Here is a 13,205-nt window from a genome sequence, read left to right on the forward strand (position 1 = left end):
TTGCTGCGACGCAACATCATGTTGTGTCCTTTTCTCTCCGCGCTGTCCCCGGCCTGCCGTATCGGCCTCGTCCCCCGGGGTCGATACAATGCCGGCTCGAAGAGGAAACGCGATGTCCACCCTGCTGAGCAACCTGAACCCCGAACAACTGCAGGCGGTGAGCCTGCCCGCGCAACACGCCCTGATCCTGGCCGGAGCCGGCTCGGGCAAGACGCGCGTGCTCACCACCCGCATCGCCTGGCTGATCCAGTCCGGCCAGGTCGACCCGGCCGGCATCCTCGCGGTTACATTTACCAACAAAGCTGCCAAGGAAATGCTCGCCCGCCTCGGCGCGATGCTGCCGGTGAGCACCCGCGGCATGTGGATCGGCACCTTCCACGGCCTGGCCAACCGCCTGTTGCGCGCCCACCACCGCGACGCCGGGTTGCCGCAGCTCTTCCAGATCCTCGACTCGGCTGACCAGCTCGCCGCGATCAAGCGCCTGCTGAAGACCTTGAACGTCGACGACGAGAAGTTCCCTCCGCGCGAGCTCCAGCATTTCATCAACGGCCAGAAGGAAGCCGGCAACCGCCCGCACGTGGTCGAGGCCTGGGACGACTACACCCGCCTGCGCGTGCAGCTCTACCAAGAGTATGAGGCGCAGTGCCAGCGCGAGTCTGTTGTGGATTTTGCGGAGTTGCTGCTGCGCAGCCACGAACTGCTCGAGCGCAACGAGCCGCTGCGCCGCCACTACCAGCGCCGCTTCCGCCACATCCTGGTCGACGAGTTCCAGGACACCAACCGCCTGCAGTACCGCTGGTTGAAGCTCTTCGCCGACGAGGGCCGTGAAGGCGGTGCGGCAATGTTCTGCGTCGGCGACGACGACCAGAGCATCTACCGCTTCCGCGGCGCCGAGGTCGGCAACATGCGCGATTTCGAGCGCGAGTTCCGGGTGAACAACGTGATCCGCCTGGAGCAGAACTACCGCTCGCACGCCAACATCCTCGACGCCGCCAACGCGATCATCCTTCACAACAGCAACCGCCTCGGCAAGAACCTGTGGACCGACCAGGGCGCGGGCGAGCCGATCCGTGTCTTCGAGGCCTATGCGGATGCCGACGAGGCGCGCTGGATCGTCGAGGAGATCCAGGCCCTGGTGCGCGACGGCGCGCTGCGCAGCGAGATCGCGCTGCTCTACCGCTCCAACGCGCAGTCGCGCGTGCTCGAGCACCAGCTCTTCGCGGCCGGCATTCCCTACCGCGTTTATGGCGGGCTGCGCTTCTTCGAGCGCCAGGAGATCAAGCACGCGCTCGCCTACCTGCGCCTGATCGCCAACCCCGACGACGACACCTCGTTCGCCCGCGTGGTGAACTTTCCCACCCGCGGCATCGGCGCGCGCTCACTCGAGGTGCTGGCCGACGCCGCGCGCACGTACAACACCAGTCTCTACGCCACCGTGCCGCATCTGTCCGGCAAGCCCGGCAGCGCGCTCGCGGTCTTCGTGCGCCTGGTCGAGGAGCTGCGCCGCGACACCGCCGGCCTGCCGCTGCCCGAGCTGGTCGATCATGTGCTCGACCTGAGCGGGCTGCGCGCGCACTACAAGGCCGACAAGGAGGGCCGCGAGCGCCTCGAGAACCTCGACGAACTGATCAACGCCGCGGCCAACTTCCTCGCCGAGGCGCAGGCCCAGGCGGGCGCCGGCGAGGCGCAGCCGCACGCGCTGCTGGCGGATTTCCTCGCCCACGCCTCGCTGGAGGCGGGCGACCACCAGGCCGACCAGGGCGCGGACGCGGTGCAGCTGATGACCGTGCATGCGGCCAAGGGCCTGGAGTTCGACGTGGTCTTCCTGTCCGGGCTGGAGGAGGGCCTGTTCCCGCACGAGAACAGCATCCTCGAGCAGGACGGGCTGGAGGAGGAGCGCCGCCTGATGTACGTCGCGGTGACGCGGGCGCGCGAGCGCCTGTACCTGAGTTTCGCGCAGAGCCGCATGCTGCACGGGCAGACGCGCTACAACCTGCGCTCGCGCTTCCTGGAGGAGATCCCCGCCGGGCTGACCAAATGGCTCACCCCGCCCCAGCCGCGCTCGGCCGCCGGCGGCGCGATGGGCGGGATGGGCGGGGGCTACTTCAAGCCCTCGGCCAAGTCCGCGGTGAGGAGCACGCCGCAGGTGCAGCGCGCGCCGCGCCCGGCCTTCGCCACGCTGCCCGGCGGCCTGCGCATCGGCCAGGCGGTGGCGCATGCGAAATTCGGCCAGGGCGTGATCGTTGCCGCCGAAGGCAGCGGCAGCGATGCCAAGGTGCAGATCAACTTCGGCCCTGCGGGGGTGAAGTGGCTGCTGCTCGGAGTGGCCAAGCTGGAGCCGGTGTGAGCGGCGCGCGTCCGCCGGCGGCGGCGCATCCGCGCGGCGCTCAGGCCGGGAGGTCCTCGCCTTGGCGGTCGAGCGCGTAGAGCAGGTCGTCGGCGAGGTCGTCGAGCTCGGTCGGCGCGTAGCCCAGGAAGCGCGCCACCGCCTCGCGCCCCTTGTCCCACTCGGCATCGCGCCGGGTGCGCAGGTGGGTGCCGGCGACGTACTCGGCCACCAGGTTGAGCGCGATCAGGGTTTGCGCCTCGACCTCCAGGCCGGAGTCGGGGGAGAACACCGAGTAGTCGTGATGGCACAGGATGCCGGTGCACACCGCGTCGGTGAGGCCCCAGGAGCGCGCGAGCAGGTAGCCGATGGTGGCGTGGTTGGTGTCGAGCGCCTCGTCCTCGACATCGGTGAACCAGCGCCCGGTGGCCTGGTTGGCCGTGGCCAGGATGCGCTTGTATTCGGGGAAGCGCCTGACCAGCAGCGGGATGCCGCAGTCGTGGAAGAGGCCGAAGGTGTAGGCGGTCTCCGGGCGCGCGATGCCGGTGCGGCGGGCGAGCATCGCGCTCGCCTGCGCGGTGCAGCGCGAGCTGTCCCAGAAGCGTTCGAGCGCGGCGCCGGGGTCGGCGATGTTGCTGCGCAGTAACGCCTCCTGGACGAGGTTGGCGAGCATGCCGAAGCCGAGCATGCGGATTGCGTCGTCGATCGAGGCGATCCGCCGCCCGCTGCCGAAGTAGGGCGAATTGGCCGAGCGCACCACCACCGCGGCCAGCCCGACGTCCTGGCCGATCAGCGCGGCGATGCGCTTGCCGCTGACCTGCGGCTGGCGGAACTCGTCCATGAGCTGGGCGAGGACGCCGGGGCAGGACGGGATGTCGATGCCCTTCTGGGCCTGCCTGCTGTCGCGTGCGCGTGCTTCGCGCTGTTCCCGTGCCGTCATGGACTGCCTCGCTCGCCTTGGATTGGGTAAAAAGAATCTTCGGATTGTGCGCTGCAACTGATGTGAGCAGCGTGCTTTTTTTCGCGTTTGCTGTCCGCTTGCCCGGATCGCCGCGTGCCGCGCGCGCCGATGCCGGATGGGCGGGCCGGTCGGCGCCCGGCGGGCGTGCGCGCGGGCGCTCGTCCGTGGCCTCAGAACGGCAGCGCGAGTCCGGGCCAGACTGCGTCGAGCGCGCGCCGGAACGCCGCCTCGATCGAGGCGAGCGCCGCGGCGTCGTCGGCCTCGAAGCGCAGCACCACCATCGGCGTGGTGTTCGAGGGGCGGGCGAGGCCGAAGCCGTGGGCGAACTCCACCCGCAGGCCGTCGAGCGTGATCACCTCGCGCGCTTCGGCGAAGCACGAGGGCGTGGCGAGCGCGGCCTCGCGCAGCCGGCGCACCAGCTCGAAGGGCTCGCCCTCCTGCATCTTCAGGTTCAGCTCCGGGGTGCTCGTCGCGTCGGGCAGCGCCTTCAGCGCGGCGTTGGCGTCGGCGCGGGCGGAGAGGATCTCGAGCAGGCGGGCGCCCGCGTAGAGGCCGTCGTCGAAGCCGTACCAGCGCTCCTTGAAGAACATGTGGCCGCTCATCTCGCCGGCGAGTGCGGCGCCGGTCTCCTGCAGCTTCGCCTTGAGCAGCGCGTGGCCGGTCTTCCACATCGTCGGCCGGCCGCCGTGCGCGCGGATCCACGGCGCCAGATTGCGGGTGCACTTGACGTCGTAGAGGATCTCGCCGCCCGGTACGCGGGCGAGTACGTCCGCGGCGAAGAGCATGAGCTGGCGATCCGGGAAGACGATCTCGCCGTCCTTGCACACCACGCCGAGGCGGTCGCCGTCGCCGTCGAAGGCCAGGCCCAGCTCGGCGTCGGTCTCGCGCAGCGCGCGGATGACGTCCTGCAGGTTCTCCGGCCGCGACGGGTCGGGGTGGTGATTGGGAAAGCGGCCGTCGACCTCGCAGAACAGCTCGACGAGCTCGCAGCCCAGGCGGCGGAAGAGTTCGGGCGCGACGGCGCCGGCCACGCCGTTGCCGCAGTCGAGCACGATCTTCAGCGGGCGCGCGAGCTCGATGTCGCCGACGATGCGGTCGAGGTAGGCGGCGCGCACGTCGGCGCCGCGCAGCGCGCCGGCACCCTCGACGAGGTCGTCCTCGGCGATGCGCCGGCGCAGGTCCTGGATCGCCTCGCCGTGCAGGGTGCGGCCGTCGAGCACGATCTTGAGGCCGTTGTAGGCGGGCGGGTTGTGGCTGCCGGTGACCGACACGCAGGAGGCGCAGCCGAGCTCGAAGGCGGCGAAGTAGGTGAGCGGGGTGGGCACGCAGCCGATGTCGATCACGTCGATGCCGGCGGCGCGGATGCCCGCGGTCAGCGCGCCGGCCAGCGCCGGGCCGGACAGGCGGCCGTCGCGGCCCACCGCGATCGCGCGCTGGCCGCGCACCGCGGCTTCGGAGCCGATCGCGTGGCCGATCGCGCGCACCGCCGTGGGAGTCAGCACGGTGTCGACGATGCCGCGGATGTCGTAGGCCTTGAAAAGCTCTGCTGCGGGCAGGGGGTGGCGCATGGGCGGTTCCAGGCAGGGCGAAGGCGGGGAAGCTCGCCCGGCGATGCCGGCCCGGGCGGCGGTTGGCGCGATTCTAGGCCGCGAAGCGCGACCGGGTCACGCCGCCGCGGACGAGTCGCCGTGCGCGGGCGGGCTCAGTGCAGCACGCGCGGTGTCGAATCCTCGGGACCCGAGATCTCGGGCACCGGCGAGGCGTGGTGCAGCACCATGCGCCAGCCGTCGGCGCCGCGCACGAAGACGTTGGTCGCGGCGATGGTCGCGGTACGCGGGGTGGGACCGTCGGTGGCGAGGCGCTCGAGCACGCAGTGCATCGCCATCATCGCGGTGGAGCTGGTCACCGCATGGCTGATGTCGATGCGGATGCGGGCGCCGTCGGCGAGGATCTGCCGCCAGATCTCGCGCACCGCGGCCAGGCCGACGATGCGCGGGCCGCCCGGCTGGACGCAGACGACCTCCTCCTCTTCCGACCAGACGGCCATCAAGGCCTCGAAGTCGCCCTCGGAGAGTGCGCGGTAGAAGGCGGCTTCCGCTTCGAGGGCGGTGGTGAAGACAGGTCTGCTCAAGGTTGTGTTGTTATTGTGGGTGGATCGTAAAGACCACGGGGGCCGCAGCCCCCGTGGTCCGGTCGGGTCGCGGGCCATTCCGGCCCGGCACCCGGGTTCTCAGTGATGGCCCTTGGGGCGCTCGCCGTTGAACACGTAGTGTGCGCTGCAGTACGGGCAGACCGCCTCGCCGGTCTTCAGGATGTCGAGGAACACGCGCGGGTGGCGGGCCCACAGCGGCGCGCCCGGCGGCGGGCAGTGCAGCGGCAGGTCCTTGGCGGTGGTGACGACGGCCTGGGTCTTGTCGGTGTTCTCAACCATGACGGAATCCTCGGAGCGTGGAAATCAGACGTGGGCGAGCCAGTGCGCGTATTCGGGCGCACGGCCGTTGACGACGTCGAAGAAGCGGGTCTGGATCTTCTCGGTGACCGGGCCGCGCCTGCCTTCGCCGATCTGGCGGTCGTCGAGCTCGCGGATCGGGGTGACCTCGGCGGCGGTGCCGGTGAAGAAGGCCTCGTCGGCGAGGTAGATGTCGTCGCGGGTCAGGCGCTTGGTGCCGACCTCGTAGCCGAGCTCGCGCGCGATCACGTGGATGGAGTCGCGGGTGATGCCGGTGAGCGCGGAGGCGATCTCGGGCTCGTAGATGCGGCCGTCCTTGACGATGAAGAGGTTCTCGCCTGCGCCCTCGGCGACGAAGCCCTGGTTGTCGAGCAGCAGGGCCTCGTCGTAGCCCATGCGGGTGACCTCGAGGTTGGCGAGGATCGAGTTCGGGTAGGTCGCCGACAGCTTGGCGCGCGGCATCGTCGAGTTGACGTGGTGGCGGGTGTAGGACGAGGTCTTCACACGGATGCCCTTCTGCAGGCCTTCCTCGCCGAGGTAGGCGCCCCAGGGCCAGGCCGCGATCGCGACATGGACGCGCGCGCCGAGCGTGGAGATGCCCATCTTTTCCGAGCCGTAGAAGGCGATCGGGCGCAGGTAGCAGGACTCGAGCTTGTTCGCGCGCACGACCTCCTTCTGCGCCTCCATGAGTTCATCCTTGGAATAGGGGATGTCCATCATGTAGATCTTGCCGGAATTGATCAGGCGCTGGGTGTGCTCGGCGAGGCGGAAGATCGCGGTGCCGCTGACGGTGTTGTAGGCACGGACGCCCTCGAACACGGCGAGGCCGTAGTGGAGCGAGTGGGTGAGGACGTGGGTGGTCGCCTCGCGCCACGGAACGAGCTTGCCGTCCTGCCAGATGAAGCCGTCGCGGTCAGCCATGGACATGATGAAGATCTCCGCCTTGAAAAATGTTCGCTGGATGGGTTCGTCGCGCACCCTCGATCGTCCACGGGGCGCAAAGCCTTCGGATTCTAGCGTAAAGCCGTGCCGAGGACGCGGGCCGCGCGCAAAGCCGCGACCGTCGTCGCAGACCGGGCGCCAGCGCGGTCGACGGGCAAGCGGTGCTCCTCCATCCCCGGTGGTGCGCGCTAGAATGCGGGCCTTCATGCGCCTGGAGCATCGAAGTGAAGGATCGTCCCTGGAAACCCAATGTCACCGTCGCCGCCATCATCGAGCGCGACGGCCGCTTCCTGCTCGTCGAGGAGGAGACGCCCGAAGGCCTGCGCTTCAATCAGCCTGCCGGCCACCTCGAGGAGGGCGAGTCTCTGCTGCAGGCCACGGTGCGCGAGGTGCTGGAAGAGACCGCCCACCACTTCGAGCCGGAATACCTGGTCGGCATCTATCAGTGGACCCGCCCCCAGGGCGACATCACCTACCTGCGCTTCGCCTACGGCGGGCGTCTGTGCGGCGAGGAGTCCGGGCGCAGGCTGGACGAGGGCATCGTGCGCGCGGTGTGGCTGACGCTCGACGAGGTGCGCGCATGCGCCGATCGCCACCGCAGCCCGCTGATCCTGCAGTGCATCGAGGACTGGATCGCCGGGCAGCGCCATCCGCTGGCGCTGGTGCATCACCGCTGAACGGGATGATGGCACCTGCGCTCCGCCTGCTGCTGCCCGCGCTGCTCGCCCTGCAGGCGACGACGTGGGCGATGGCGGGGGCGCAGGGCCCCGCCGGCGGTGCGCGCGTCAACATCTGCTACAACTACGGCTGCGCGAGCGAGGGCAGCGTGCGCGTGCGCGAGTCCACCCTGCGCCGGATCGGCGAACGCCTCGCTGCGGCACGCAGCGCCGGGGAGGAGCGCGAGCGCCTCGCCGAGGCGGTGGGCGGGCTGTACCGGGTGGCCGCGACCCAGACGGCGATCGCGGCCGACCGCGCCGGCAACCTGCTCGACGAGGGCGCGGACGGGCGCATGGACTGCATCGATCACTCGACCTCCACGACCCGGCTGCTGCAGCTGCTCGAGGCGCGCGGCGCGCTGCGCTTCCATCGCGTGGTCGAACCGGCGCGCCGCACCCGGCTGATCCTGCAGCATTTCAGCGCGGTGATCGAAGCGCTGTCGGTGGAGGAGCGCTTCGAGCGCCTGCCGCCCGGCCATGCGTTGGCGGGCTGCAACTGCACCGAGGACGGGCTGGTGATCGGAGAGATGGACGGCGACGACCGTCCGGGACAACGTTACGTGGTCGACAGCTGGTTCGTCGACAATGGCGAGCCGGCGGTCGTGCTGCCGCTCGCGGAATGGCTCAATGGAGGTGGACCGAATGTCCAGTAGTCGGCATGGAAGGCAGGACGGGGCGGGGATGAAGGTGGTGGTCGGCATGTCCGGCGGGGTGGACTCGGCGGTGACCGCGCTGCTGCTGAAACGCCAGGGCTACCAGGTCACCGGGCTGTTCATGAAGAACTGGGAGGACGACGACGATTCGGAATATTGCTCGACGCGGCAGGACCTCGTCGACGTGGCCTCGGTGTGCGACGTGATCGGCATCGACCTCGAGGTGGTCAACTTCAGCGCCGAATACAAGGACCGCGTGTTCGCCGACTTCCTGCACGAGTACGAGGCCGGGCGCACGCCCAACCCGGACGTGCTGTGCAACTCCGAGATCAAGTTCCGCTGCTTCCTCGACCACGCCATGCAGCTCGGTGCCGAACGCATCGCCACCGGCCACTACGCCCAGGTGCGCGAGTGGGCCAACGACGGCCGCAGCGAGTACCAGCTGCTCAAGGCCGAGGACGGCACCAAGGATCAGAGCTACTTCCTCTACCGGCTCAACCAGGAGCAGCTCGCCAAGACGATGTTCCCGCTCGGCGCGCTGTACAAGCGCGAGGTGCGCCGGATCGCCGCCGAGGCCGGGCTGCACGTGGCCGAGAAGAAGGACTCCACCGGCATCTGCTTCATCGGCGAGCGCCCCTTCCGCGAGTTCCTGATGCGCTACCTGCCGACCCGGCCGGGCGAGATCCGCGCGCTCGACGACGGCCGCGTGCTCGGCGAGCACCAGGGCCTGATGTACCACACCATCGGCCAGCGCAAGGGCCTCCACATCGGCGGCCTCAAGGGCCACCAGGACGAGGCGGGCGAACACGAGGCCTGGTACGTGGCGCAGAAGGACGTCAAGGCCAACGTGCTCTACGTGGTCCAGGGCCACGCCCACCCCGCGCTGCTCAGGGACCACTTGGTCGCCGGCGAGCTGAACTGGATCGCCGGACGCGACCCGCACTCCCACTGGGTGTACACCGCCAAGCCACGCTACCGCACCCCCGACCAGCCCTGCGAGATCGACCGCATCGCCGACGGCCGCGCCGAGATCGCCTTCGCCCAGCCGCAGTGGGCGGTGACCCCCGGGCAGAGCGTCGTGGTCTACGAGTCGAAGGTGTGCCTGGGCGGCGGGATCATCCTGTGAGGCGCGAGCGGCCTCTCCTGTAGGAGCGACGCAAGTCGCGATGCTTCTCCGCGCACGCCCCCGCGCGCGCTGTTTGTTTACGCGCGCGTCTCGCCCAAGCCCACGTTGGCGGCAGCGAGCGGGGGATGCGAGGCCGCCTGCGCGCGTGCCGCGAAGGTCTCGCAGCGCTCGATGAACTCGCGCGCGCTCTTGGGCATGGTCACGCGTGCGCGGATGATGTCGGTGACCAGGTTGCGCCCCTGCAGGATCAGGTGCAGGCCGTCGGCGGCGAGCTGGCGGGTGCACTCGTCGGCGCCCGGGCCGAGCGCCGGCGTGAGCGCGGCGAGGCGCTCCGAGGCGGTGACGAACTCCGCCCACACGTCGAAGATGTCCGGGTCGGTGCGCAAGGTCTCGCACTTGATCTTGGCGATGCGCGCGAAGTCGAACACCAGCGGCTCGATTCCGCGGAAGAGCGGCGTCGTGGCGAAGGTGGCGGCCATCACTGCAGCGATGCGGTCGACCTCGCGCAGCGCCTGGGCGATCTTGATGTAGCGGCTCTCGTAGAAGGCCTCGACCGGGATCGAGAAGGCGCGGAAGGGCTCGCCCCACAGTTCGTCGATGCCCTCGTCGCCGCTGCGGTGCAGCACCAGGCGGCCGAGCTTGAGCGCCTCCTGCAGGCAGCCGCCGCATTCGCGCATGAGCGGGTTGTCGGTGGCGATCTCGATGCCCAGCTCCTGCAACTCCACCAGCTTGGTGAAGATGTCGGTGGCGCGGTTGAACAGCGCGCCCGCGTACATCGCGCCCTTGACGCGCTTGCGCGCGGGGTCCTCCTCGGTCTCGTAGGCGCGGCGCGCATCGTCGAGGCGTTTGCCGGGGATGTTGATGCCGTGCTCGACATGGTTGAACAGGCGCCGGGTGAGCGCCTGGATCAGCCGCTTCTTGGCGTCGAGCGTGTCCGCCGGCGGCTCGTAGGCCTTGAGCCAGTAGCCGTCGTAGTAGATGCGGCGGACGCCGTCGATGATCGCGACCGTACCGTCGGGGATGCACTCTTCCATGGCCATGGCCGTCCGTTGGGCGGATGAGGGGATGCGAAGGATACGCCCGCGTTCAGGCGCTTCCAATAGCCTGCGCGGATGCGCGCGCGCTGCGCTCGCGGCGCTGGCGGCGACGACGGGCGGCGACGCGGAGCCGCCACACCAGCTGCGTGCCCCAGTAGGCGACGAGCGCGCCCGTCACCGCCATGATCACCATGCCGACCAGCAGCGGCTGGCCGATGCCGCCGATCCAGGCCCAGGCTTGGGCGAGCGAGTCGATGGCGCGCACCGGCGCCTCGACGTCGTCCGCGGTGAGCGCGGCTGGCGTGCGGCGGCCGATCACGCCCGCGCCGAGCTGGTAGGCGAAGTAGTAGAGCGGACCGTAGGTGAGCGGATTGCTGACCAGCGTGGAGGCTGCCGCGATCAGCAGGTTGCCGCGCAGCAGCAGCGAGGCGATCGCTGCCGCCGGGATTTGCGCGATCGGGATCATCAGCCCGAAGAACACGCCCATCGCCACGCCGCGTGCCACCGAGCGCCGGTTGACGTGCCACAGCAGCGGGTCGTGCAGGCGCGGCCCCAGCCAGCGCAGCATGCGACTTTGCGTGATGGCCTCGCGAGTGGGCAGAAAGCGTTCGAGCATGGTCCGTTCCGGAAGGAAGACGGCATCTTACGCATTGCATCGCAAAGCACAAGCGAGCCCTCCACGGGCTTCGAGGACCGTGCGCGAGCCTGCCGTCCGGGATATTTCACGACGAGTTGGACCGTGCTCGCGGCGAGGAATTCAATGGGAGCGCCAGGCGTGAGCAGCGGGGCGCCCCGCGCTCCTCACGCCTGGCGCCTTACACCAGCTCGCTGGGAATCACCGCGCGCAGCACCGTCTGCGTCTCGTCCTCGCGCACGCGGTTGGTAAACCACCACAGCGCACCCTTCTTGATCGTCCAGTCGGCCTCGCTGCCCGACAGCAGCAGCGCGCACAGACGGCCAAGGGCGGGCTGGTGGCCGACCACCAGGGCGGCGCCGTTGCCCTCGGGCCAGCCGGTGGCGGCGAGGATGTCGGCGACGTTGCCGCCCGGGCCCAGGCCGCCGACGATCTCGAAGTCGTCGGTGAAGGCGGTCGCGGTCTGGCGGGTGCGCAGCGTGGGGCTGACCAGTACCTTCAGGTTCTTCGGCCGGTTGTCTTCCAGCCAACGCGCCATGCGACGCGCCTGCTTGAGACCGCGGGGGGTGAGTTCGCGGGTGTGGTCGGGGCTGCCGTCCACCGCTTCCGCGTGACGCCAGAGCAGCAGGTCCATGTCGTTCATCCGGGGTTCGAGGGCGCGCATCATCGGCGGCTGCGGTTACAGCACGATGACCGCGGTCTGTCGCGCCGCCGCCGTGGGGCGCCGTCTCACCACGGCTTGCCGCCCCACAGCAGCGGCTCGCACTCGCGCAGCACGCGGCGGCGCAGGCGGGCGTAGCGCGGGGCGTGCCAGCCGAGCACGAAGGCCGCGGCCGCGGCGAGCGCGGGCTGCGTTCGCGACCAGTCGGCCAGGCGCTGGTGCGCGGTGTCGACGTCCTGCAGGAAGCCGAGCGTGGTCTGCGCGCGCACCACGCCGTCGAGATAGCGGGTGATGCTCCTGGTGCCGAACAGCGGCGCGAAGAACTCGACGCCGTAGCGCAGCATCTTGAAGTCGATGCGCAGCGCGTGCAGGCGGGTGGGCTCCAGGCTGGCCGCCGCCCGGGCGCCGCGGCGGGCGCGCTTGCGCAGCCGGTCGAGGCGCAGGCGGGCGAAGCTGCGCAGGTCGGCGGCTTCGGCGAGGCTGTCGGCACGCAGGCGGTGGAGTGCGGCGGTGAACTCCAGCAGCAGCCGGCCCTGGGTGGCGAGGTCGAGGCTGACGCCGGCGTGGTGGCGGGCGCTTGCGCGCGCCGTGCGCACGGTCTCGAGCAGGGCCGCCATCGAGGCTGCGTCGGCGAGGCCCTCGGGGGTCACCGGCTCGAGCAGCTCGGCGTGGAACACATCCAGGTCGCGCGCATCGCCGAAGCGGTTGGCGTTGTCGCGCAGGCGGGCGTTCCAGGTGCCGGCGAAGGTCGCGGGCAGGGCGGGTGCGAAGATCTTGAGCAGCGCGCGCAGGCGGCGATGGGCGACGCGCAGCTGGTGGATGTTGTCGGGGTCGATCGCGTCGGGGTCGCCCTGCGCGAGCGCGGTCGCGGCGTTGCCCTGCCACTGGCGCACGCAGGACAGTGCCAGGCCCTGGAAGGCCTCGACCACGTTCTGGCCGGGCTCGAGCGTGGAGATCTCGGAGCGCAGCGCGCCCGCGGGCGTGTCGAGGAAAAGGCGGTAGCCGCGTTCGGCCTTGGAGAGGTCGGCCGGCATCAGCGGCAGGTCCTGCGCGAGCGTGCAGGCGAGGTCGAGGAGGTCCTGCGCGCGCCCGCTCTCGAGTTCCAGCTCGAGTTCGCAGATCTCCGCCTCGCGCTCGACGCCCTCCGGGGTGCGCACATGCACCGCGCCGGTGTCGATCATCAGCAGGATGGACACGCCCGCCTGCGGGACGAGTCGCCGCGTCTCGCGGCGGAAGCGGGTGGTGAACACCGGCACCAGTTCTGCGCGGTGGCGTTCGAGCAGACGCGCGGTGGCGGGGTCGTCGACCGGCGTGAAATCGAAGCCGCCGGTCCACGCGGTCTCCCACTCCGGCCGCTGCGACAGCCCGCCGCTCGATACCGCCGCGCATTTCACCGTCTGCAGCATCTGGCGGCCCTGGCGGCGGGTGCGCACGGCCACCTTGCGCGCCTTGAGCTGCAGCTTCGGGGTGTCGTAGTAGGTGTTGTCGAGGGTGAGGGCGTTGCCGCATTTCTCCGCCGCGGCCACCAGCGGGTGGCGGCGCAGCGCCGGGAGCGCGCGCCTGGGCAGCGCGAGCTTGAGTTCGATTTCGTGGCTCATGGAGGTCGCCCGCGGGCGGGCGCTGGAAGACAGGTGCCCTGGATTCTAGACGCCGGCCCGCGGGGCGTCATGCGCGCTTTTGCGACGTGAAATATTTCACTT

13 protein-coding genes are annotated in these 13,205 nt (G+C 70.2%); 4 read left to right on the top strand and 9 right to left on the bottom strand.

Annotated elements, in window-relative coordinates; translation table 11 throughout:
* The first annotated feature begins 112 nt into the window (after positions 1–112).
* Complete coding sequence (locus ACZ5PP_RS18275; protein WP_287471408.1) at positions 113–2,347, top strand: UvrD-helicase domain-containing protein; 2,235 nt, start codon at positions 113–115, stop codon at positions 2,345–2,347.
* A gap of 40 nt (positions 2,348–2,387) precedes the next feature.
* On the opposite strand, the gene ACZ5PP_RS18280 is transcribed toward ACZ5PP_RS18275, so the two are convergent.
* The 5 genes from ACZ5PP_RS18280 to ACZ5PP_RS18300 form a co-directional block, all read right to left on the bottom strand.
* On the bottom strand, positions 2,388–3,266 hold the full coding sequence (locus ACZ5PP_RS18280; RefSeq protein ID WP_043741847.1) for an HDOD domain-containing protein: 879 nt from the start codon (positions 3,264–3,266) through the stop codon (positions 2,388–2,390).
* Between the two features lie 191 nt (positions 3,267–3,457).
* Positions 3,458–4,855, bottom strand: coding sequence for a phosphomannomutase/phosphoglucomutase (locus tag ACZ5PP_RS18285; RefSeq protein WP_012584916.1), 1,398 nt, complete (start codon positions 4,853–4,855; stop codon positions 3,458–3,460).
* Positions 4,856–4,989: 134 nt separating this feature from the next.
* Entirely contained in the window at positions 4,990–5,418 is a 429-nt protein-coding gene (locus ACZ5PP_RS18290; protein ID WP_004324122.1) for a YybH family protein, read from the bottom strand.
* Positions 5,419–5,517: 99 nt separating this feature from the next.
* Positions 5,518–5,718: a zinc-finger domain-containing protein gene (locus tag ACZ5PP_RS18295; protein WP_004324121.1), complete on the bottom strand. Its 201-nt coding sequence runs from the start codon at positions 5,716–5,718 to the stop codon at positions 5,518–5,520.
* 24 nt (positions 5,719–5,742) lie between these two features.
* Complete coding sequence (locus tag ACZ5PP_RS18300; RefSeq protein WP_012584918.1) at positions 5,743–6,663, bottom strand: branched-chain amino acid transaminase; 921 nt, start codon at positions 6,661–6,663, stop codon at positions 5,743–5,745.
* A 239-nt stretch (positions 6,664–6,902) separates the two neighbouring features.
* Here ACZ5PP_RS18300 and ACZ5PP_RS18305 point away from each other — a divergent pair, with 239 nt between their 5' ends.
* Genes ACZ5PP_RS18305 through mnmA form a run of 3 tightly spaced genes read left to right on the top strand, consistent with a single transcriptional unit; the run spans position 6,903 to position 9,173 of the window.
* The gene (locus tag ACZ5PP_RS18305; RefSeq protein ID WP_004324116.1) at positions 6,903–7,355 is read left to right on the top strand and encodes an NUDIX hydrolase; all 453 of its coding nucleotides are present in this window, start codon (positions 6,903–6,905) and stop codon (positions 7,353–7,355) included.
* An 8-nt stretch (positions 7,356–7,363) separates the two neighbouring features.
* On the top strand, positions 7,364–8,047 hold the full coding sequence (locus ACZ5PP_RS18310; protein ID WP_464826430.1) for a hypothetical protein: 684 nt from the start codon (positions 7,364–7,366) through the stop codon (positions 8,045–8,047).
* Between the two features lie 28 nt (positions 8,048–8,075).
* Positions 8,076–9,173 carry a tRNA 2-thiouridine(34) synthase MnmA gene (mnmA, locus tag ACZ5PP_RS18315; protein WP_004324112.1) on the top strand — a complete coding sequence of 366 codons (1,098 nt, stop codon included), beginning with the start codon at positions 8,076–8,078 and terminating at the stop codon, positions 9,171–9,173.
* A 77-nt stretch (positions 9,174–9,250) separates the two neighbouring features.
* Here the strand turns inward: mnmA and ACZ5PP_RS18320 are convergent, their stop codons facing one another.
* The 4 genes from ACZ5PP_RS18320 to ACZ5PP_RS18335 form a co-directional block, all read right to left on the bottom strand.
* Entirely contained in the window at positions 9,251–10,207 is a 957-nt protein-coding gene (locus tag ACZ5PP_RS18320; RefSeq protein ID WP_004324109.1) for a hypothetical protein, read from the bottom strand.
* A 52-nt stretch (positions 10,208–10,259) separates the two neighbouring features.
* Positions 10,260–10,826, bottom strand: a complete 567-nt coding sequence (locus ACZ5PP_RS18325; RefSeq protein ID WP_004324107.1) for a DUF2062 domain-containing protein — start codon at positions 10,824–10,826, stop codon at positions 10,260–10,262.
* Between the two features lie 199 nt (positions 10,827–11,025).
* Positions 11,026–11,478, bottom strand: coding sequence for a SixA phosphatase family protein (locus ACZ5PP_RS18330; protein ID WP_464827067.1), 453 nt, complete (start codon positions 11,476–11,478; stop codon positions 11,026–11,028).
* A 95-nt stretch (positions 11,479–11,573) separates the two neighbouring features.
* On the bottom strand, positions 11,574–13,103 hold the full coding sequence (locus tag ACZ5PP_RS18335; protein WP_043741849.1) for a CYTH and CHAD domain-containing protein: 1,530 nt from the start codon (positions 13,101–13,103) through the stop codon (positions 11,574–11,576).
* Positions 13,104–13,205 lie beyond the last annotated feature (102 nt).

Source organism: Thauera sp. DNT-1, from assembly GCF_055393985.1.